Origin of the sequence: Myxococcus guangdongensis (genome assembly GCF_024198255.1) — a bacterium.
Taxonomy (GTDB): domain Bacteria; phylum Myxococcota; class Myxococcia; order Myxococcales; family Myxococcaceae; genus Myxococcus; species Myxococcus guangdongensis.
In genome coordinates, this window is sequence record NZ_JAJVKW010000005.1 from 104077 (window position 1) to 125219 (window position 21143).

19 protein-coding genes are annotated in these 21143 nt (G+C 71.2%); 10 read left to right on the forward strand and 9 right to left on the reverse strand.

The window, feature by feature from the left end:
* Positions 1–33: 33 nt before the first annotated feature.
* From LXT21_RS16990 to LXT21_RS17015, 6 genes are all read right to left on the reverse strand, one after another.
* Positions 34–1140 carry an ADP-ribosylglycohydrolase family protein gene (locus tag LXT21_RS16990; RefSeq protein ID WP_254039193.1) on the reverse strand — a complete coding sequence of 369 codons (1107 nt, stop codon included), beginning with the start codon at positions 1138–1140 and terminating at the stop codon, positions 34–36.
* 106 nt (positions 1141–1246) lie between these two features.
* A complete protein-coding gene (locus LXT21_RS16995) occupies positions 1247–2389 on the reverse strand; it encodes a chemotaxis protein (RefSeq protein WP_254039194.1) in 1143 nt (380 codons plus the stop codon).
* 105 nt (positions 2390–2494) lie between these two features.
* Positions 2495–3076: a DUF4136 domain-containing protein gene (locus LXT21_RS17000; RefSeq protein ID WP_254039195.1), complete on the reverse strand. Its 582-nt coding sequence runs from the start codon at positions 3074–3076 to the stop codon at positions 2495–2497.
* A 119-nt stretch (positions 3077–3195) separates the two neighbouring features.
* Positions 3196–3705 carry a hypothetical protein gene (locus LXT21_RS17005; RefSeq protein WP_256571745.1) on the reverse strand — a complete coding sequence of 170 codons (510 nt, stop codon included), beginning with the start codon at positions 3703–3705 and terminating at the stop codon, positions 3196–3198.
* Between the two features lie 5 nt (positions 3706–3710).
* Positions 3711–4238 (reverse strand): zf-HC2 domain-containing protein, encoded by a 528-nt coding sequence (locus tag LXT21_RS17010; RefSeq protein ID WP_254039197.1) that lies wholly within the window; start codon positions 4236–4238, stop codon positions 3711–3713.
* Positions 4238–4873, reverse strand: a complete 636-nt coding sequence (locus tag LXT21_RS17015; protein WP_254039198.1) for an RNA polymerase sigma factor — start codon at positions 4871–4873, stop codon at positions 4238–4240. The genes LXT21_RS17010 and LXT21_RS17015 overlap by 1 nt, the downstream gene beginning before the upstream one ends.
* 175 nt (positions 4874–5048) lie before the next feature.
* Here LXT21_RS17015 and LXT21_RS17020 point away from each other — a divergent pair, with 175 nt between their 5' ends.
* Positions 5049–5627, forward strand: a complete 579-nt coding sequence (locus LXT21_RS17020) for a TIGR02265 family protein (RefSeq protein WP_254039199.1) — start codon at positions 5049–5051, stop codon at positions 5625–5627.
* A 1-nt stretch (position 5628) separates the two neighbouring features.
* Here LXT21_RS17020 and LXT21_RS17025 read toward each other — a convergent pair whose 3' ends face one another.
* The gene (locus LXT21_RS17025; RefSeq protein ID WP_254039200.1) at positions 5629–6105 is read right to left on the reverse strand and encodes a peroxiredoxin; all 477 of its coding nucleotides are present in this window, start codon (positions 6103–6105) and stop codon (positions 5629–5631) included.
* 255 nt (positions 6106–6360) lie between these two features.
* On the opposite strand from LXT21_RS17025, the gene LXT21_RS17030 reads away from it, so the two are divergent.
* The 5 genes from LXT21_RS17030 to LXT21_RS17050 all read left to right on the forward strand — a co-directional run bounded on the left by LXT21_RS17030 (position 6361) and on the right by LXT21_RS17050 (position 12790).
* Complete coding sequence (locus tag LXT21_RS17030; protein WP_254039650.1) at positions 6361–7470, forward strand: YcaO-like family protein; 1110 nt, start codon at positions 6361–6363, stop codon at positions 7468–7470.
* Positions 7467–8624, forward strand: a complete 1158-nt coding sequence (locus LXT21_RS17035) for a TfuA-like protein (RefSeq protein ID WP_254039201.1) — start codon at positions 7467–7469, stop codon at positions 8622–8624. The genes LXT21_RS17030 and LXT21_RS17035 overlap by 4 nt, the downstream gene beginning before the upstream one ends.
* A gap of 405 nt (positions 8625–9029) precedes the next feature.
* Positions 9030–11030 carry a serine/threonine protein kinase gene (locus tag LXT21_RS17040; RefSeq protein WP_254039651.1) on the forward strand — a complete coding sequence of 667 codons (2001 nt, stop codon included), beginning with the start codon at positions 9030–9032 and terminating at the stop codon, positions 11028–11030.
* Between the two features lies 1 nt (position 11031).
* The gene (locus LXT21_RS17045; protein WP_254039202.1) at positions 11032–11952 is read left to right on the forward strand and encodes a DUF2381 family protein; all 921 of its coding nucleotides are present in this window, start codon (positions 11032–11034) and stop codon (positions 11950–11952) included.
* Between the two features lie 55 nt (positions 11953–12007).
* On the forward strand, positions 12008–12790 hold the full coding sequence (locus LXT21_RS17050; protein WP_254039203.1) for a DNA-methyltransferase: 783 nt from the start codon (positions 12008–12010) through the stop codon (positions 12788–12790).
* A 62-nt stretch (positions 12791–12852) separates the two neighbouring features.
* Here LXT21_RS17050 and LXT21_RS17055 read toward each other — a convergent pair whose 3' ends face one another.
* Positions 12853–13491 (reverse strand): hypothetical protein, encoded by a 639-nt coding sequence (locus LXT21_RS17055; RefSeq protein ID WP_254039204.1) that lies wholly within the window; start codon positions 13489–13491, stop codon positions 12853–12855.
* A gap of 105 nt (positions 13492–13596) precedes the next feature.
* Here LXT21_RS17055 and LXT21_RS17060 point away from each other — a divergent pair, with 105 nt between their 5' ends.
* The 3 genes from LXT21_RS17060 to LXT21_RS17070 all read left to right on the forward strand — a co-directional run bounded on the left by LXT21_RS17060 (position 13597) and on the right by LXT21_RS17070 (position 17454).
* Complete coding sequence (locus tag LXT21_RS17060) at positions 13597–14874, forward strand: dicarboxylate/amino acid:cation symporter (RefSeq protein WP_254039205.1); 1278 nt, start codon at positions 13597–13599, stop codon at positions 14872–14874.
* A 66-nt stretch (positions 14875–14940) separates the two neighbouring features.
* The gene (locus LXT21_RS17065; protein ID WP_254039206.1) at positions 14941–15426 is read left to right on the forward strand and encodes an FKBP-type peptidyl-prolyl cis-trans isomerase; all 486 of its coding nucleotides are present in this window, start codon (positions 14941–14943) and stop codon (positions 15424–15426) included.
* 126 nt (positions 15427–15552) lie between these two features.
* Entirely contained in the window at positions 15553–17454 is a 1902-nt protein-coding gene (locus tag LXT21_RS17070; protein ID WP_254039207.1) for an OPT family oligopeptide transporter, read from the forward strand.
* A gap of 3 nt (positions 17455–17457) precedes the next feature.
* Here LXT21_RS17070 and LXT21_RS17075 read toward each other — a convergent pair whose 3' ends face one another.
* Positions 17458–18369: a flagellar motor protein MotB gene (locus LXT21_RS17075; protein ID WP_254039208.1), complete on the reverse strand. Its 912-nt coding sequence runs from the start codon at positions 18367–18369 to the stop codon at positions 17458–17460.
* 285 nt (positions 18370–18654) lie between these two features.
* On the opposite strand from LXT21_RS17075, the gene LXT21_RS17080 reads away from it, so the two are divergent.
* Entirely contained in the window at positions 18655–21111 is a 2457-nt protein-coding gene (locus LXT21_RS17080) for an ABC transporter permease (protein WP_254039209.1), read from the forward strand.
* The last annotated feature ends 32 nt before the right edge of the window (positions 21112–21143 follow it).

Sequence of the window (21143 nt, forward strand, 5' to 3'; positions counted from 1 at the left end):
GTTTTCGCGCACGAGGCCCGTGCTCCTCGGCCGTCAGTACGGTGGCAGCAGGCGGCGGAAGCCGTGGGCGAGCACGATGGCGAGGACCGCCAGGTTGCGGGGGAGCAGCCCCGGCCAGAAGAGGGCCAGTGGGCCGATGTTCTCGCTCGGGGACTCGTTCGTGGGGAAGCGTCGTGACAGGCGTTCCGCGAGGGCGCTCATCCAGCTCACGGTGCGTGGCCACTCGGCGATGCCGTCGAGCCAGTGGACGGGGATACCGCTCGCGCCCACGGTGGCGCCCACCAGGCCGCCCGCGATGGCCGCCACCGTGTCCGTGTCTCCGCCCAGGAGGATGACCTCCTCCACCGCGCGCGTGAAGTCATCCGGGTGTCGGAGCCACGCGTAGAGCGCCACGGGGACGGTGTGCATGACGAAGCCGGTGACACCGCGGGCGAGTCCCATGCTCTGGGCGAGCTCCGCACAGGAGGCACCTCGCGCCAGGTGGGCACGCACGGTGGTGCCCAAGACCTCGCGGAAGTCGGGCGTGGTCGTCGCCTCGAGCAGGCGCCGCAGCACGTGCTCCGTGTCCTGCAGTCCCTCGGGGCCATGGAGGGCTCCGTAGGCCGCGGCCCGCGCCACGAGTCGTGCGCCGTCCTCGGCGCGTGCATCTCGATGCGTCAGCCGCGTGGAGGCGCGCACGAAGGCATCGAGGCGCTCGGTGTCCATCGCGAGGCACGCGCCCAGGATGGGGGCTCGCATCGCGGGGCCGTTGCCCGCGGAGACGACACCACTGCGGTCCGGCGGGAATCCGACCCAGAGCTTCATGGTGGCGCGGAGCGTGGCCCAACCGATGCCCGCGGGGAGCGCCACGAACCAACCCCTCAACCTCCACGCCAGGTTCCGAGCGAAGCGCGCCGGGTCCTCGGGCTGCGCGAGCAGCGCCTGGCCCGTCATGCATGCGTGCTCCGTGTCATCGCTCCCCACGCCTCGGCCCCACATGAGCCGGTGGCGAAGTGGAGCGCCGCCGAACATCCGGAGGGCGCGCTTGGGTCCCAGCCCTTCCCGGGGGAGCCCGAGCGCATCCCCCACGAGGGTCCCCAACAGCGCACCGGTGATGCGGTCCTGGCGTGAGCGCGAGTCCATGCCCACGGGCGATTGCAAACACCACACCCAGACCACGGCCCCGGGGCCGAATGGCGTGGGGACGAAGCGCTCGTGACAGGATGACAGGAGGCCGTGCCGCACCCTCGTCACGATGTCGCGCGACTCAGCCCGCCTTGCGCCTCCACGCACGCAGCAGCACCACCGCGAGGCCCAGCACCCCCAACACTCCCACGAGCGTCATCCCGAGCAGCCACAGGAACACCCGGTCGACCAGCAGTGTCGCGCGCTGGAAGCCCTGGTCGACCATCCCGAGGCCGATGCGCTCGCCCTGCTGAAGGGTCTCCACCCGCTCGGTGTGGAGCGCGGCGAGCACGGCCTGCCGCTCGCCCGCCACCTCCGCCATCAAGGCCCGTCGCTCCTCGTCGACGAACCGCTGCAGCGCCTCCCGCTCCGAGGTGAGCGCGGACACCAGCGCGCCGCGCTCGCGCGCCACCAGCGCGGAGGTCCCCGCCGCCAGCGCTCCGAACTGCTCCAGCGTGTCCACGGCGCGCCCCAAGTCCGCCAGCACCTCGCGCGTGGGCACCGCCTTCAACGCATCCTGCGCCATCGACTCCGCCTGCCATCGCGCCTGCCTGGGCAACGACGCCGCGTACAGGTCCACGCGCGCCGTCAGGTCCCGGATGTCCTCGACCAGCACCGCCGCCGTCCCGATGGCCCCCAGTCCCGACAGCGACGTCACATCGGCGAGCAGCGACACCGTGGAGACCCGTGTGACGAGCGGACCCACGAGCGGATGCTCCGCGGCCCACTCATGGACACGCACCCGTGCGCCCTCCACGTCCTGGCGCCCGCAGACGTCCTTCCAGAGCGCCTCCACCTCCGCCTCCTGCTGGCGCAACAGCCGCTCCGCCCGGGCCACGAGCTCCGGTGACGCGCCCGCGCTCCTCGCCCTCTCGGGCAGGGCGAGCTCGAGCTGCGCGAGCAGGGCCCACGCATCCACCAGCGCCGCCACGGGGTCCGGCTGGAGCAGGGCCGCCTGCATCGCGGGCACCGCGTTGATCTTGAACCGCGTCATCGCCTCGCGCACGACCTCGGAGTCGGACTCCGCCGCGATTTCATCCGCGGAGGCCTCCAGCAATCCGGAGAAGCGCCGGGCCATGTCCCGCACGCGGGTGCGCAGCGCCTCGACGGACAGGTCCGAGCGCCCCACGCGCTGCACCAGCTCCGAGCGGGGCGCCACGACGGAGCACCCACTCACCCAGACGAGCAGCAGGGTGCATCCAACGAGTCGGCGCGGGAGGGACATGGAGCCGGCTCAAGCTGCTCACGTCCCCGCCACGTCACGACCGGACCTCCGGGACAGCGGGCGTGTCCGGCGTCCGACGCCTCCGCGCCGGACACGCGCGCCTTGCTACTTCCCACCCCGAGGCGGGAAGCGCTCGAGAATCTCCTCCACCGACTTGTTGATGCGCGACTGCTGCTTCTCCGCCTTGGCGCTGTCGCTGATCTCCGACTGCGCCTGGCCGCGCCACACGAGCTTCTTCGACTGGGCGTCGACGATGTCGAGCAGCAGCGTGCCCTGCTCGTACTCGCGCACCACCGTCTCGGGCACGGACATGGCCACCGGGCCTCCCCCGTAGAACGGGTCCCACATGGGGTCGTACGGATAGCCGTAGTATGCGTTGACGGTGTCCGCCTCCAGCTTGTTGTCGATGGCCCCGTGCCAGCCGATGAGGAAGTCCGGGTTGGCCTCCACCTTCCGGTAGCCGTGCGATTGCAGATAGGCGTCCGCCGCCCGCTCCACCTCGCCGCCGACGATGGGGTTGTACACGCGCTTGTCGCTGCCCTGGGGCTGCGGCAGCCACGCGTAGGTCTTGTAGCCGTCGAGCTGCTGGACGGCGGTCGGGTCGTAGTTCGTGCTCACGTCGATGCCGGCGCAGGCCGTGAGGACACACGCCACGAACAGGGGCGCGAGTCGAATCAGCGGACGCATGGAAGCCTCCTCGATGACGGCGCGACACGCGCCGTCGGCTCCCTGACGGTAGTCATGCCCCCGCGCCGCACTCCCGGAGGGATGCCTGTCCGTCCCGGACCTGGGGACGGGACGGCATCTCAGTCGTCCCCGCGGGCCTCGCCCGGCCCCTCGCCCCTCCAGGGGCGCTTGCCCCGGACACCGTCCCGCGCCAGGGTGAGCGCCAGCTTCGCCCGCTTGTCCGCGGGCAGCTCCTTCGCCAGCGCCTGATACATCTCCCGGTCCAACACGGTGATGCGCTCGCGAGCCTCGAACGCGCGCTGCGCGGCCGCGTCCACCTGCGCCAGCGCCGCGCTGTCACCCCGGGCCGCCTGATGCAGCGTGCGCGCGGCCTCCCGCACCTGCTCGCGCAGGGGCCTGCGCTTCTCGTCGAACTGGCGCAGCGTCTGCTCCATCTTCAGCGCCTGCTGGTTGTCCAGCTCCAGCGCTTCCGACAGCGACAACACCTGTCGCAGCCGCTGCCGCTTCTCCACGCGCTCCATCCAACTGGTCTCGCGCGTGGAGCGCTCCTCGCCCTTGTCACCGGGCTTCGCCAGCGCCAGCCACGGCACGAGCACCACGGACAGCATCACCCACGACGTGCGCGTCATCGTCTTCACAACGTCTCTCCCAGCAGGTCGTCGTCCCAGCCCTCGAGGTCCTCGAAGGACTCCTCGTCTTCCCACGTCGCCCCGGGCTCCAGCGGCTCCAGTCCGGCCCAGGCCTCGAAGTCCGCGAGCGTCTGCGCCTCCACCGCGCGCTCCTCGGCGCGGGTGTCCGTGGGCTCGGCGGCGGAGTCCTTTGTCGCCCACGGGCGCGGCATGCCCGGCATCAGCACCATGAGCGCCACCACCGCCGCCGCGGCCAGCAGCGAGCCCACCGTGCGCCGCCGCAGCGTCTGGCTCATGCGCTCGCGCTTCCACGTCTCCAGCGCGCGCTGGGGGACGGTGTCCCGCGCGGCCTTCTCCGCGGCCGTCGGCGCGGGCAGCGCCACCATCGACAACACCTCCATCGACTGGGCGAGCGCCTCGCGGCACCCCGCGCACGACTCCACGTGCTGGAGCAGGGGCACCGTCTCCTCGGGCTCCAGCGCCCCCGCGGCGTGCAGGTCCAGCCGGGCTTCCATGTCCGGGCATGCGGCCATCAGTGCTTCTCCTCGGGCTCGGCCACCCGCGCCTTCAGGCGCTTCACCGCATGGTGGAACTGAACCTTCGCATTGTTCTCGGTGATGCCGAGCGTCTGCGCGATGTCCTTGAACGCCAGGCCCGCGTCCACGCGCAGCGTCAGCACCTCGCGCTGCCGACGGGGCAGGGTGAGGACCTCCTCGCGCACCTTCCGAGCCCGCTCGGCCCGCTCCAGCCCGTCCTGCGCGGATTCTCCGGGGGCCTCGGCCACGTCCTCGCGGGTGGCCTCCACCAACACCGGCCGCCACCGCTGTCCCTGGCGCGCGTGGTTCTTCGCCAGGTTGAGCGCGATTCGCACCAGCCACGCCCGGAACGGCGCCGGCCCCGTCGGCGTGAAGCGCCCGAACACCCGACGCGAGGCCTCCAGCGCGCGCAGGAACGCCCCCTGCGTCAGGTCCGCGGCGTCCTCGGGCCTGGTCGTGTAGCGGCGCACCAGCGAGAAGACGAGCGCCCGGTGCCGGAGCACCAGCACCTCGAACGCCGCCGTCTCCCCGTCCAGGAAGGCGCGGCACAGCACCTCGTCCGGTGCCCCCTCCAGGGCCAGCCGGCGAGACGGCATCGCCACGACCTGGCCGCCTGTCTCCCTGATGCTCACGACTGCCTCAACCCCCGACCTCCCCCCAGGTTATTTTCCGGCGACGCGCCGGGTCTGAAGTCATGTTTCCCGAGAAATAACAGCAGGTTGAAGGACCGTCGGGCAGGGGGGCGGTTGCCGCCTCCGCCACCCGGCTGTCACAATGCGTGAGGTTGGTGCAACCCACGGACTTCTCATGGTTCTGGAAGGCTCGGGCTCTCGCATCAAGGGGGGCGTGCTCATCGCGCGCCTGAACATGCTGCGCCGGCTGGGCGGGCAGGTTCGGGTGGACGAGGTCCTGGAGCGTCTGCCTCCGGTGGACCGGGCCTTGTTGCGTCAGGCCATCCTCCCGGTGGCCTGGTATCCGCTGGAGCTGAACCTGCGGTTGGACTCGGCCATCGCGGAGGTGGTGTCGCCCGAGGACGAGGGGCGGGCCTTCATCGACATGGGCCGCTCGTCCGCGGACGAGGCGCTGCACGGGGAGCAGAGCGTCTTCATCCGGCGCGGAGAGCCGCACTTCCTCTTGAGCCAGGCGCCGCGCATCTACCGCTTCTATTACGCGGTGGGCTCGCGCACGTACGAGTCCACGGGGCCTCGCTCCGCCATCCTGCGCACCTTCAGCGCGGAGAACGTCACGGAGGCGGACTGCCTCACCATCATCGGCTGGCACGAGCGGGCCATCGAGCTGTCGGGCGGGCTGTCGCCGCGAGTCACGCATCCGATGTGCCGGGCGCGGGGCGCGGCCCACTGCGAGTACCACTGCTCCTGGGAGTGACTCAGGCGGCCGTGTCGAGCGCGGCCGTCATGGGGTGGGACTCAAGGTAGGCGAGCACGTCGTCCAGGTGGCGGTAAACGCGCACCTCGTGACGGATGATGTCCTCGATGCGACCTTCCGGGCCGATGATGAAGGTGACGCGGCGGTCCACGCGGAGCACGGGCCAGAGGACGTCGTAGGCGCGGCTGATGACGCGGTCCGGGTCTCCGAGCAGCGAGAAGTGGATGTCCTCCTTCTCGGCGAACGCGCACTGGGTGGCCTGGGTGTCCACGGAGACGCCGACCAGCTCGGCGCCCAGCTCCTGCAAGTGCTGGTGGTTGTCGCGGAACGCCCGGTTCTCGATGGTGCAGCCGAGCGTGAAGGCCTTGGGGAAGAAGAAGAGGACGACGCGGCGTCCTCGCAGCGCGGACAGGCTCAAGGGCACGCCATGACAGTCGATGGCGACGAAGTCAGGCGCGAGGTCTCCGATGGCGAGCATCCCGGCAGCTCCCTTTCTGGTGGCCGCGACGGTCCACCGGTACCACGTCTTCCGTGCGGGATTGGGTGACGATGGCTCGCCAGCTCCCGCCGCGTTCGCCCCAGGACGGGGCGACTGTGTCCTTCCCGAGTCCCTGGGAGGGGCGCGTCCTGCATCGCATGGTTGATGTCGCCGGGGTGTTAAGAACTGTTGAGGAGTGCTATCCGCCCGGGCGTGTCGAGCGAGCGAGTGAGTTCGTCCGGGCTGGCCCGGGCCATGGGCGTGACGCGGGTGGCGCGTGTCACGGGGTTGGACCGCACGGGCGTGGAGGTGGCCTGCGCGGTGCGCCCTGGGGGGCATGTGCTCCAGGTGTGCAACGGCAAGGGGCTCACGGCGGACGAGGCGGCCTGGGGTGCGCTGTTCGAGACGGCGGAGCTGTGGGCGGCGGAGACGGTGGCGCCGGGGCGGCTGGCGTGGGGCTCCTTCGAGGAGCTGGAGGGCCCGTTGGGGACGTTGTGGGGTGCCCCCGCCCTGGGCTCCGCGGGTGCGCTGGTGGAGCCGCGGTTGTGGGGTGAGGGTGTCCGATGTGCGTGGCGGGAGGCCACGGAGCTGGGCTCGGGGCGGAGCGTCTGGGTGCCCGCGCAGGGCGTGCATGTGACGCCGCCGGGGGGCGTGTCGCTGGGGCCGGTGTCGGTGGCGTGGACGAGCAACGGCTCGGGCGCGCATCCGGAGCCGGCGCGGGCGCTGCTGCATGCGCTGCTCGAGGCCACGGAGCGAGACCAGCTGGCGCGGGTGTTCCCCGAGGGGTGGACGGAGGCGGCGGTGCGGGGGCGACTGCTGCGGAGCGCGGAGCTGGCGCGCTCTGCGCCGAGGACGGCCGCGTTGGCCGAGCGTCTGCGGGAGCGTGGCTTCGGGGTGTATCTCTTCGACGCGACGCCGTCCGCGCGGACGGCGGGGGCGGTGGGGTTGCCCGTGGGCGCGGCGGTGTTGGTGGATTTGGAAGAGGGCCCGGTGCCGCTCACGGCGGGGTATGCGTGCGCGCTGGAGCGCGACGTGGCGCTGTTGAAGGCGCTGCTCGAGGCGGCGCAGTCGCGGCTGACGGACATCCATGGGGCCCGGGAGGATGTGGCCTCGACGGACCGGGAGGCGGCGCGGGGGTTCGCGGAGGCGTGCGCGGTGGTGAAGGCGCGGCGGCGGGTGACGGAGCTTCCGGACCTGGGCGCGGTGGCGAAAGAGGACGCGGAGGTCCAGGTGCGACGGGTGCTGGCGCGGCTGAAGCGGGCGGGATTCACGCAGGTGGCCTCGGTGGAGATGGATGCGCCGGTGCCGGGCCTTCACGTGCGGCGGGTGGTGGTGCCGGGCATGCGCGTCTCGGAGCTCCTGTGAAGCGGCGAGCCGAGGACCTGGTGGTGTTCGTGGGCCCGTCGTTGCCGGCCGAGGAGGCGCGGCGACTGGGGCCGTGCGTGGTGCTGCCCCCGGCGCGACAGGGCGACGTGTGGCGAGCGCTGGGCGGGAGGCCCCGGGCCATCGCGTTGGTGGACGGTGTCTTCGAGGCGCAACCCTCGGTGTGGCACCACGAGTTGCTCGCCGCGTTGGAGGCGGGCGTGGCGGTCTTCGGTGGCTCCAGCATGGGTGCGCTGCGCGCGGTGGAGCTGGCGCCGCACGGCATGGTGGGCGTGGGGCGCATCTTCGGCTGGTACCGCGATGGGGTCGTGGCGGATGACGCGGAGGTGGCGCTGCTGCACGCGGATGCGGAGAACGGCTGGCGCCCGCTCACGGTGCCGCTGGTCAACGTCCGTCACGTGGCCGGGCTCGCGCGTGATGCTGGTGTGCTGAGCGCGTCACGCGCTCGTGAGCTGGTGTCCGTCGCCTCGGAGATGTTCTACCAGGAGCGCACCTGGGCTCGACTGCTCGAGCGCGTGCGGTGGCCCGAGGACGCGCGAGGCGCGTGGGCGCGGTGGTTCTCCCGTGGCGTGGAGGACCTGAAGCGCGCCGACGCGGTGGCCTGCATCCGTACGGCACAGGAGTGGGTGGCTTCGGGCGCGCCGTCGAGTCGAGGGGCGCGACGTGTTCCATCCTCGTTGGTGCGACGGCGTCGCCTCGTGGAGGACGTGACGCGTGTGCCCGATGCGCAGGTTCCCTCGGGGCATGTGCTCGAGGTGTTGAGCCAGTCCGCCGACGCACGAGCGCTGGCGGAAGCGGGCCTGCGTCGAGCGTTGCTCGCGGGCTGGGCGAGGACGATGGGCTTGTCCGTCACCGGGGATGAGGTCGCCCGGGAGCAGGAGGCGTGGTGGCGTGAGCGCCGGGTCCCCGTGCGCAAGCGCGATGCGTTCCTGTCCGCGAGTGGGCTGGACTCGGAAGGACTGCGCGCGTTGTGTGAAGAGCTGGCGCTGGAGCGACTCGTGCTCGCGCATTCGACACGGCTGCTGCCGGATGGCCCCTCATGGGACGAGGCCCTCGCCGCTGAGGCGAGGCTTCGCGGACGCTGGGCCGAAGCCGCGCTCGACATCGCCGCGAGCGATGAAGCGCCCGTCGACTGACGGGCCAGTCGCGTCGCGATCAACGAGTCCTCCGAACAGGTCCACCAGGCCGCGCGAGGCCCTTCACCCGCGCGTGAAGCCGTGGTGGCGCACGCCCCGGACCCTCCAGGTGTCCTGTCCCGTCAGGGGACTCAGGCTCCATGGGACTACGGAGGACGTTGGGTCTCCCAGACCCGATGCTACCCACCTGCCGGGTGGGGAAAATTCGTGACAGTCCTTGAATCGAGGCTAGGGTCAACCCTGGAGGTTACCCTTGTACGGCCCCGTTTCCTGGGTGGTCACAGCGCCCCCCGCGCCAGACTCACGTGCCCGCATCGGCGTTGAGGCCGTTCCATGCCTCCGTACGGCTGGGCTCGAGCTTTGCCGGGAAGACGTGGCCTCGCGGCCGGAGGGCTCCCCGCCGTGATGTCGGCGCCGTTCCATCCGGACCAGCTGGTTCCCGGCAGTGAAGTGGGCCCGTGGCGCGTGGTGGCGTCGCTGGGCGCGGGAGGTTTCGGCCGCGTCTTCAAGGTCGAGCGGGGAGGGCGCTTCTTCACGATGAAGATGGCGCTGCGCCCCGCCGGCTCCCAGGTCTCCGAGGAGGAGGACGTCAACGGTCGGCTGTCGCACGAGGTGGCCGCGCTGCTCGCCTGCGCGCCGCACCCGAACCTTCCCCGCCTCCACGCCGTGGACCGCTGGCCGGAGCCCCCCGAGGGCTACCTGTTCTTCGTCACCGACTTCATCGACGGAGAAACCTTCCACGAGTGGCGCTGGCGCGTGAAGCCCTCCGCGGCGCACCTGCTGTCCGTCTTCACCGAGGTGGTGCGCGCCGTGTCGGACCTCCACCGGCGAGGCCTGCACCACCGCGACCTGAAGGGCGACAACCTCCTCATCCGCCGCGATGACGAGCGCCCGTTCCTCATCGACCTGGGCACCGTGCGCATGCCGGGCGCGACGACGCTGACGGTGGGCGTGGCGCCAGCCTCTCCGCACCTGTTGCCACCCGAATGCGTGGCCTTCCTGCGCGAGGGCCTCTGGGAGCAGGGCGCGCGCTTCGACGCGGGCATCCCCGGAGACCTCTACGCGCTGGGCGCGCTGCTCTACGAAGCGCTCACGGACGGGTACGCCTTCGACCCGAGGCTGCCGTACGACAGGCTGCTGCCCGCCATCGAGACGGTGACGCCGCGCGCGCCACACCTGGTCAACCCCAAGGTGCCTCCCGCGCTGGGGGACCTCGCGCTGCGGCTGCTCGCCAAGCGCCCCGAGGACCGCTACCCGAACACCGAGGCGCTGCTCCAGGCCCTGTGGGAGGTCGCCAAGGAGAAGCGTCAGCCGGCCTGGAGGCTGTCGCTGGACCTTCCTCCCGAGCCCGAGTCCCCGCGCGACGTGGACTCGAACACTCCCCGGGTGCGCATGGTGCCGGAGCTCGTGCGCACGCCCGAGCCCTCCGCGTCGGACGCGGAGCAGGACTCCGACGCGGAGAACACACCTTCGCATCCCCTCGCACCGGAGGCCGTCGCCGCGCCGGCAGACGCGCTCCCGACCAGTCCTCCGCCGCCACCCGCGCCCACGCCGCCACCCCGCGAGCCCTCCTGGACGCGTGGTGTCGCGGTGGGCGTGCTGGTGCTGTTCGTCCTGGGCGCGGTGGCCCTGGGCGTCTCGCGTCGCGAGTCGCCCGCTTCGAGCTCCACGCAGGCGGTCGCCCCCCTCCCACCTCCTGCAGAGAAAGGAAGTCCTGTCGTGACGAGTCGTCCCCTCACGCCCCCCGACACAGCCCGTCCCTCTTCACCGTCCGCCGAGCCCGCCGAGGCTCCCACGCGGTGGGCCTCCGTCACGCCTCCTCCTTCGGACGAGCCATCCCGCGAGTCGACCCCGACGAGGAAGCGTGGCTCGGTGAGCGGCACCTTGGGGAAGACGGCGGCGGTGGCGTGCCTGGCCGGAGCCTGCGCGGGCAGCTCCCCTCAGACACGCATGACGTCGCCCGAGGCGGAGTGCCCGCCGGGCTCCGTCGAGCGTCTCCTGGCACTGAAGTTCGAACCGGGAATGCCGTTGGCCAAGGACAGCGCCGCGCTCGTGGACCTCGCCACCATCGAGCGCTGGACGGGGGAAATGCCGCTGCCTCCCGAAGGGCCCGTGACCGTCTACGTCTTCCGGAACTTCCCACTCCGGTACCAGGCGAAAGTCTTCCCCCCGCGGACGAAGTTCCACGGGAGGCTCTTCCACGGTCAGAGCAGGTACTACGTCTGGCTCACCGAGGCGGAGACTCCCGATGGCAATCGCACGGAGGTCTGTTTCCAGGTGGGGTTCCAGGACGACCGTGAGCCCGTGACGCTGGGCATGCAATACCTCAAGAGCAGCACCCCCGAGCGGAAGCTGATCAACCCGCTCGTGGAGATCTACATCGCCAGCCACCTCGGAAGGCCGTGACTTGCTCGCCGCATTCCCGGTCCTCGCACTCACCTGGGGTGTCCTGCTGAGTTCGGGCGCGGAGCCTCCGGGGCTCGCCTCTTCTGCGCTGCTGCCCCCCGTGCGTCGGCTCGACGTGAGCAGCGAGAACGTCGTGCCGGCTCCCGAGATTCGCATCGCCCCGGGGCGCTCCACGACCCTCTTCTTCGACGCCCGCATCCGGACCGACGATGTCGTGCTGGAAGGACGTGAGCGCTTCCAGCGTGTGGGCCTGGCCGATGACCACCTGGCGCTCGTGCCCTCGAGCACGCTCCGTCCCGGGGCGCGGCTGCGCCTGGGGGTCCGCTTCCTCGATGGCGCCGCTCCAGAGCAGCTGGTGTTCTGGTTGGTGGTGGACCCGACGCGAGCTGAACCCCAGGTCGAGGTCTTCCGCCGGGTGCGCACCGCGGAGTCCTATCGACGGGAGGTCGACGAACTCAGGGCTCGGCTGGCCCAGGCGCGCTCCGAGCTCGAGCGACTCCATTCCACGGGGCGCAGCTCGGGTTCCCTGGAGGAGGTGGTCGCGACGCTGGGGCGGTCCGCCGGGTTGCTCCATGTGCGTGGGCTCGAGTTCGCGCACCACCCAGGGTCCGACCTGCACGCCCTGAAGCTTCAGCATGTGGCCCTCGCCGCTCAGTGGAGTGCCCTGTTGGTGACCCTCCACGCTCCGCCAGGGGGCGTGGGGTGGGTGGCGAGCGGAGGCTCGCTCACCAGGGCTTCGGGGCAGGTGCTCGAACTGAAGCCTCCCTGGCAGTCGACGCCGGTCATCTCGGAGGAGACGCAAACCCAGGAGGTGGTCGTCCTCCTCGCTGACGAATCCGCCCTGACGCCCGGGCGCTACACCCTCAAGCTCTGGGACGCCCGGGGGCGGACGTTGACGGTGGAGCGACTCGAGGTGAAGTGACGGCGCGAGGGGCCTTGAGCCTCGTGGCCCACCGTGTAGGGTGCCGCCCCGGACGATGACCCCTCCGCTTCCTTCCGATGCCCCGCGCTGCATCCGCGCCGACTCCCGCGAGCCCTCGGGCTATCGCGAAGCTTTGGGCGAGCGCCGCGCCTCGCTGCTGCTCACCGACCCGCCGTACTGTCTGCTCACGCGGCGCCGCAAGGGCGGGGACCTGAGGGATCCTCGCGCGCACAAGAAGATCGACCAGAACCCCATCGTCCGGTTCGAGACGGTGCGCGACTACCGCGCGTTCTCCGAGGCCTGGCTCACGCGCGCGCTGGCGCACCTGACGCCCGACGCGCCGCTGGTCATCTGGACGAACCTGCTCGGCAAGGAGCCCATCCTCACCGCCGCGCGTGCGCTGGGCTATCCCCACCTGCGCGGCGAGTTCACCTGGGGCAAGCGCACCACGGACAAGAACGCGAACGAGCAGACCCTGCGCGTCTACGAGGTCGCGCTCGTCATCGCGAGGACGCCCGAGGCGGTGCTCGCGCCCGGGGACCTGTCCACCGTCTGGGCCGTCGTCGGCGGCTATGACGATGATGGCGACGCCGCGCGCTGGGGCAGCCATCCCCACCACAAGCCGTTCTCCGTCGTCGAGCCGCTGGTGCGCACGTACAGTCGACCCGGTGAGACGGTGTTGGACCCGTTCGCTGGCAGTGGCTCATTGCCCGCGGCCGCGCTGCGCCTGGGCCGACAGACGGCGTGTCTCGAAATCGAGCCTGAGTGGGCCGAGCGCGTCACCCACCGCCTGCGCGAGACGGCCGCCGCGTACCCTCAGCCTCCGAGTGCCAGGTAGCACCGCGACTCGAATCCGCGAAGCAGGTCCGAGGGGCGGCGCGTCCTCTTCAACACGAGCCTTCAGCCCCCGAGCGCCCGGTAGAGCTTCGTCTCCGACCAGCGGGGCACGTCGGTGGGACGGTGCCCCCACCAGTTCATCACCAGCGTGCGCCGCAGCCGCGCGCGCCCCGGCAGCTTCCCGTCCGGCACCTGGTTCTCCGCGTCCAGCACGCCGTGCGTCAGCGAGCCGTCGAACACCACCAGCCGATTGGGCCTGGGCGTCACCAGGTCCGCGGTGTCCATCCGCGACGGGGCGAGGGACGGGTTGGATTCATCCGGCTTCTCCCTTGTCACCACCAGCGCGCCGCCGCGCACCCGGTTGAGGAAGAGCACCGAGCCGATGCGCGGATGCACCAGCTTCCCCGTGCGCAGCGCCAGCTTCTCGTCCCGGTCCTGATGGAAGTCCACGCGCACGTCCGTCGGGTACATGCGCGACAGCCACCACTCCACGCCCGCGATGCGCCGCCGGCCGGCGATGGCCGGGCGCAGCGCGGTGACGATGTCCTCCACGACATTCGTCGGCGGGCCGAAGTCGTACCAGAACGTCGTCTGGTACGTGTCCTTCAGCCGCTCGCGGCCGAGGACTCCCAGGCGCCGCAACAGCCGGCGGAAGAGGACGGGGGGCACGGCGGCTTCGGTGAGCTGGACGAGGGTTTCCACGGCGAAGCGCAGCTTTGTCCCATGCGGAGGGTGGGCGCCACCTTCCTTTGCCAGTAGGCTGCGCGCCCCATTGCCCTCCCGCCGGGAGGACGCGGAGATTGCGCGATGAAGGCTCACCACAAGATGCTCATCGGCATCGTCACCGGCACGGTGGCGGGGCTCGGCGCGAATGCCCTCGCGGGCGGTGCACCCTGGCTGGACTGGGCCGTCAACAACGTGGCCTCCCCGGCGGGGCAGATCTTCATCCGCCTGCTCCTCATGCTGGTGGTGCCGCTGCTGTTCGCGGCCCTCGTCATGGGCGTGGCGGAGCTGGACCTGAAGCAGGTGGGCCGCCTCGGTGCGCGCACGCTGGGCTACACCGTGGTGTTCTCCACCATCTCCGTGCTCATCGGCCTGGTGGCGGTCAACGTCATCCAGCCCGGCCACGGCCTGAGCGAGGAGGCGCGCGCGCTCGCCCGGGGCGCCACCCAGGTGAAGGCCGCGCCCCCTCCGTCGGAGACGTCCTTCGGCGCGGTCCTAATGTCCATGGTGCCCACCAACCCGCTCAAGGCCGCGGCGGACGGGGACATGATCGGTCTCATCGTCTTCTCGCTCATCTTCGGCCTGGGCGTGGCGCTCACGCCGACGGAGGGCGTACAGCGCCTGAAGGAGACCATCCAGGGGCTCTACGACGTGATGATGAAGCTCATCGACGGCGTGCTGCGGCTGGCCCCCTACGGCGTCGGCGCGCTGCTGTTCGCCATGACCGCCAAGCTGGGGCTGGGCATCCTCGCGCAGCTGGCGGCGTACGTGGGCACGGTGCTGCTGGCGTTGTCGGTGCACATGTTCATCGTCTACTCGCTGTCGGTGCGCTTCCTGGGCGGGCGCAATCCCATCGAGTTCTTCCGCGACTGCCGGCTCGCCATCGTGACGGCGTTCTCCACGTCCTCCTCCAGCGCCACGCTGCCCACCGCGCTCAAGGTCGCCGAGGAGAACCTCAAGCTGCCCCCCAACGTGTCGCGCTTCGTGCTGACGGCCGGCTCGGCGATGAACCAGAACGGCACCGCGCTCTTCGAGGGCGTCACCGTGCTCTTCCTCGCGCAGGTCTACGAGGTGCCGCTGGATTTGTCGCAGCAGGCGCTCATCATGTTCATCTGCATCCTGGCGGGAATCGGGACGGCGGGCGTGCCCGCGGGCTCCATCCCCGTCATCGCGATGATCCTCACCATGTTCAAGATTCCGGTGGAAGGCCTGGGCCTGGTGCTGGGCGTGGACCGCTTCCTGGACATGTGCCGCACCACGCTCAACGTCACCGGAGACCTGGCCGCCGCCGTGTACGTGGCGCGCGGAGAACCGCCCGCTCGCACGGACGCGGAGCGGGCAGCGGGGCCTTCCGCCTCCTGACATCGGGATGAACCCATCCCATCCTTCCCCCCGTAGTCGTCCCACCGTCGCACCCAAGGAGCCCGCATGAGGGTCGCCAAGGATTCAATCGTCTCGCTCGAGTACCGGCTGCACCTCGGTGATGGACAGGTCATCGACCAGAGCGAGCCCGGCCAGCCGCTCGCCTACCTGCACGGGCACCGTCAAATCGTCCCCGGGCTCGAGGGCGCGCTGGAGGGCCTGGGCACCGGCGACAGCAAGCAGGTGGTGGTGCAGCCCGCACAGGGCTACGGCGAGCACGACCCCGAGGGCGTGCGCGTGGTGCCTCGCGCCATGCTCCCCGCGGGCTTCGTGCCGCAGCCCGGCCAGACGCTGATGGCCCAGACGGACCAGGGCGACATCCCCCTGCGCATCTCCGAGGTGCGCGGCGACGACGTGGTCATCGACCTGAACCACCCGCTCGCCGGCAAGACGCTGCACTTCGACGTCACCGTGAAGGAGGTCCGCCAGGCCTCCACCGAGGAGCTCTCCCACGGCCATGTCCACGGGCCGGGCGGGCACGACCACGGCTGACGCCGGGGCGTGACGCCCTACGGCGGTGAGCGAGGGGGCGGGGCAGGAGTACCCCGCCCCTTTTGCTTGCCTGCTGGAGTCCGTGCTTCGTGACAGCGGGGGCCGTGCACTATCTTTTCGCCCCCAATGAGCCAGTCCCCGTCCCAACAGACACCGAGCCCCGCGGGGCTCCGCCTGCAGCCCGCCGACTCCAACGCCAACGAGCCCGGGGCGTCCGCGGAGAAGGACCCGGAGCTGTACTGGCTCAAACACGTCTACCAGGGGGGGGCGCGGCAGCTCACCGTGCGCGCCGTCATCGCGGGTATGTTGATTGGCGCGGTGATGTGTCTGTCCAACCTCTACGTCATCCTCAAGACGGGTTGGAGCCTGGGCGTCACCATCACCGCCTGCATCCTGGCGTTCGCGGTGTTCAGCACGCTGCGCTCGCTGCGCCTGTTGAAGAACGACTTCACGGACCTGGAGAACAACGCCATGGGCTCGGTGGCCTCGGCGGCCGGGTACATGACGGGCGGCGGCAACATGGCCGCGGTGCCCGCGCTGCTCATGCTCACTGGCACGCTGCCGCCCGCGGGCTGGCTGGTGGTGTGGTTCGCGGTCATCTCCGCGCTGGGCGTCTTCGCGGCCATCCCCATCAAGCGCCAGCTCATCAACATCGAGGCGCTGCCGTTCCCCACCGGCACCGCCACCGCGGAGACCATCCGCGCGCTGCACGGCCACGGCGAGGTGGCCCGGCGCAAGTCGCGGCTGCTCACGGGCGCGGGCATCATCGGCGCGCTGCTGGTGATTGTGCGTGACGCGCGCTTCTCGTGGCTGACCAACATCCCGGAGAAGGTGAGCCTGCCCTTCACCCTGTTGGGCAAGAAGGCCTCGGCGTGGACGATGTCGCTCGACTTCAGCCTGCTGCTGGTGGGCGCCGGCGCGCTGGTGAGCTTCCGCACCGGCTGGTCCATGTTCCTGGGCGCGGTGCTGTCGTACGGCTTCTTGGCCCCGGCCATGGTGACACAGGGCTCCATCCCCGAAATCACCTACAAGGCCATCAACAGCTGGATGGTGTGGACGGGCTCGGCGCTGCTGGTGTCGTCGGGACTGTTGGCGTTCGCCTTCCAGTGGAGGAGCGTGGCGCGCTCGTTCAAGGCGCTGTCGGGGCTGTTCCGGGGCAAGGGCGCGCAGCAGGAGGAGACGGACCCGCTGGCGGGGATCGAGTGCCCGCCGTCGTGGTTCCCGCTGGGCTTCGCGGTGCTGGGGCCCATCGCCATCTTCCTGATGGCGTACCTGTTCCAGATTCCGTGGTGGGCGGGCGTGCTGGCCATGCCGCTGGCGGTGGTGATGGGCGTGGTCGCCAGCCGCGTCACCGGCGAGACGGACACCACGCCCACCAAGGCGCTCGGTCCCGTCACGCAGCTCATCTTCGGAGGCCTGGCGCCTGGGAACATCCCCGCCAACGTGATGAGCGCGAACGCCACCGGCGGCGTGGGCCTGCACTCGGCGGACCTGCTGACCGATTTGAAGTCCGGGTGGCTGCTGGGCGCCAACCCGCGTCAGCAGTTCGTCGCGCAGCTGTTCGGCGTGGTGGCGGGCGCGGCGGTGGTGGTGCCGGTGTTCAACCTGCTGATTCCCAACGCGGACGCGCTGGGCACCGAGGAGTTCCCCGCGCCGGCCACCATGGTGTGGGCGGGCGTGTCCAAGCTGTTGGCCACGGGCGTCTCGGCCATGCCCATCACCGCGCGCTGGGGTGCGCTGTGCGGCGCGACGCTGGGCATCTGCCTGGTGCTGCTGGAGCGGTGGGCGCCCGCGAAGTTGAAGGGCTACATCCCCTCGGCCGCGGGCTTCGGGCTGGCCATCGTCATCCCGGCCTCCAGCTCCATCGCCTTCTTCCTGGGCTCGGCCATCGCCGAGGTGCTGCGCCGCAAGAAGCCCAAGCTGGCCGAGGACATGGTGCTCCCCGTGTCCTCGGGCTTCATCGCGGGGGAGAGCCTGTTGGGCATCGCCATCGCCATGGCGAAGGCCTTCGGCGTGATGCCCAAGTAGCCGTCAGTCCACGCGGCCGGTGGCGAACGACGCCCCGGCCACGAAGCGGAAGGTGGGCGTGTCCAGGCCCGCGCCCACGCCCGGGCCGCCCATCACGAACAGGTCCATCCAGGACGTGGTGTGGCGGCGGATGGCCACCAGCAGCTCCGCGCCCGCCTGACCGCCCTGCAGCGGCACGCCGACGAGCATGCTGAGCTCTCCGCGCGTGAGGTCTCCGGCGCGCGACGTCACGGTGCCCGCCAGCCGCAGCTCGTTGCCCACCACGTCCACGCTGGTGCCGGACAGCGGGCCCAGGTCCTGCTTGTCTCGCAGCAGGATGCCGGTCTCCAGGCCCAGCTGCCACGTCTCCGCCAGGAAGCCGAGCTGGAGGCTGGGGTGGACCGCATACTGGTCTCTGGCGAGCAGCGCCTTGCTGCCCACCGGAATCGCCGCGGACACATCCAGCGCCACCTGGAAGCCGAAGTCCGGCCGCAGGAGCGCCGCGCGCGCGCCCACCCACGGCGAGCCCAGGCCCTGGCCCGCGGGGGCGCTCACGCCCAGGTGCGTCGAGCCGCCCTGCGTGACGATGAAGGGCACCTCCGCGTCCACCTGGAGCCAGTCCGTCACGCCGATGGCGGCGGTGAGGTCCATGGTGAACTTGTTCTCCACCAGGCCCATGCCACCACCTGGCTCCCAGCGCGTCTGGAAGTGCAGGGGCAGCTGCTCGTAGTGCCCCTGGACGCCCACGCGCACCATGCCAGCGGGCAGCGTGCGACCGGTGCTCACCACCAGCGAGCCGAGCCCCGCCGGGTCCAACTCCATCCGCTGCAGATTGAAGCTCGGCAGCGCCTTCTCCTGGGCGGAGGCGGTGGAGGGATGCACCAGGGCGAGAGTGAACAGCGCCGACAGCAACGCGAACGCGGGCCGGAACGACACGACGACTCCTTGATGGATGGAATGGCGGCTCAGACGTGAGACGTGAGCTCCAAACACGAACGAGTCGCATGGCGCCGAGGGGAAGCGCAAGCTCACGCCCAGGTGCCTCATTCCGGGAAAGTATCCCTGCGCCTCCCCGTGGAACGACTTGACGTGTGACTCATCCGGATTCTCCCGGGCTTGCCGTGAAGTCAGTCCCGTCCCAGTCGTGGGAAAGCAAAACATCGGCGCAATGGCTGACGTCGTCCGGGCGTACGCCTCCGTGTTCCCGCCCAAGGAGTCACCGTGGCTGTCCTTCTCGAGGATCTCCGCTACGCCGTCCGGTTGCTCTTCAAGAGTCGGGGGTTCACCGCCGTCTCGCTCCTGACGCTGGCGCTGGCCATCGGCGCGAACACAGCCATCTTCAGCGTCGTGCACGGGGTGTTGCTGCGGCCGCTGCCCTATCCACGCTCCGAGCAACTGGTGCGGGTGGACGCGCGGGACGCGGACGGGCCCAACACGACGTTGGCGATTGCCCACTACGCCTGGTTGACGTCGGAGGGCTCGCCCTTCTCCCAGGTCTCCGCGTCGGAGATGTTGCCCTCGGGCTTCAACCTCGTGGGGGACGGACTTCCGGAACGGCTGGCGGGCGTCCGGGTGACGGGGAACTTCTTCGAGACGTTCGGGATGCGTCCCCAGCTGGGGCGCGGCTTCCTGCCGGAGGAGGACGTGCCGGGGGGCCCGCGCGTGGTGGTGCTCGGTCAGGGGCTGTGGAAGCGACGCTTCGGTGGAGCGCCGGAGGTCGTGGGCCGCACGCTCACGCTCAACGATGAGCCCTACACGGTGGTGGGCGTGGCGGCGGAGTCGTTCCGCTTCCCGTCGGAGGCGCAGCTGTGGACGCCGCTGCAGCTGGACCTGACGAACAACGAGGCCTCCAACTTCCTGTTCGTCACCGGGCGGGTGCGTGACGGGCTGTCGCCGCAGGGCGTGGACGCCGCGTTGAAGACGCTGAGCGCGCGCCTGACGGCGGAGAAGCCGCACCTGATGCGCGCCCAGGAGTCCTTCGGCGCGGTGGACTTGAGGGCGGCGCTCGCGGGGGATTTGCGCCTGGCGCTCTGGGTGCTCCTGGGCGCGGTGGGGCTGGTGCTGCTCATCGCGTGCGTCAACCTGGCCAACCTCCAGCTCGCGCGCTCCGCGGCGAGGCAGCGGGAGCTGGTGGTGCGCGCGGCGCTCGGTGCCGCGCCCCGGCGACTGGTGCGCCAGCTGCTGACGGAGAGCCTGCTGCTGTCGCTCGTGGGCGGCGGGTTGGGGGTGCTCCTGGCGTCCATCGCGCTGCCCGCGCTCCTGTCCTTGGCGCCGCCGGAGCTGCTCACGCCGGGGACCCAGGTGGAGCTGGAGGGCACGGTGCTGCTGTTCTCCCTGGGCCTGTCGGTGGTGACGGGGCTGCTCTTCGGGCTCTTGCCGGCGTGGCAGGCCTCGCGGCCCAGGCTCCAGGACGCGCTGCGCGAGGGGGCCCAGCGCGCGACGGCGGGAGCGGGGGCGGGGCGCACGCGCAAGGTGTTGGTGGTGGGGCAGGTGGCGCTCGCGGTGGTGCTGCTGGTGGGGGCCGCGCTGCTCATCCGGAGCTTCGGCGCGCTCCAACAGGTCAAGCCCGGCTTCGACCCGACGGATGTGCACGTGCTGCGGATGTCGCTGCCGGAGGGCCGCTATGGCGAGCCGGAGGCGGTGGAGCGCTTCCTGCGTCAGGTGGAGGAGCGGGTGCGCGCGCTGCCCGGCGTGGTGGAGGTGGGCTCCACGCCCACGCTGCCGATGGAGATGGGCTCCAGCATGAGCTTCGCCATCGAGGGCCGGTACGAAGGCCGTGAGGACGGCCCCGGCGTGGGCTTCGGCCAGTACCGGCCGGTGTCGCCGGGCTACGCGCGGACGCTGGGGCTCGGGCTGGTGCAGGGGCGGTGGCTCGAGGAGACGGACACGGCGCGCTCGGGGCCGGTGGTGGTCATCAACGAGGCGACCGCACGCAAGTACTGGCCGGGCGAGGACCCCGTGGGCAAGTCCATCCGGGTGGCGCACACGGTGCCCTCGCTCCGGGACGACACGCCGCGCGTGGTGGTGGGCGTGGTGCGTGACGTGCGTGAGCGCGGGTTGGACCAGGAGGCGCCCGTGGTGCTGTATGTGCCGACGGGGCAGGTGACGCGCAGGCTCAACGAGCTGCTCGTGCGGATGTTGCCGCGCAACCTGGTGGTGAAGTCATCCGGTGGCCACGCGGCGCTGGTGGCGTCCGTGCAGAAGGAGCTGTGGGCGGTGGATTCGCGGCAGCCCGTGTCGGAGACGCTGATGCTGGACGCGCACGTGGCGCGCACGCTGGGCTCCGAGCGCTTCAACATGGTGCTGCTGGGGTTGATGGCGGCGCTGGCGCTGGGGCTGGCGGCCGTGGGCATCTACGGCGTGCTGTCGTACCTGGTGAGCCAGCGGACGCGGGAGATGGGCGTGCGCCTGGCGCTGGGGGCCACGCGCGGCGAGGTGGTGCGGTTGGTGTTCCTCCAGGGCCTGGGCTCGGTGGGCGCGGGCGTGGGCCTGGGCTTCGTGGGGGCGCTGGCGCTGACGCGGGTGGTGTCCGGGCTGGTGCACGGGGTGAGCGCGTTGGACCCGTGGTCGTTCCTCCTCGCGCCCCTGTCGCTGCTCGCGGTGGGGCTCGTCGCCACGTGGCTGCCCGCGCGCAGGGCCTCGCGCGTGGACCCCATCATCGCGCTCCGGTACGACTGAGTGGGAAGGGCAGGGCCCACGTCCACCTCGAC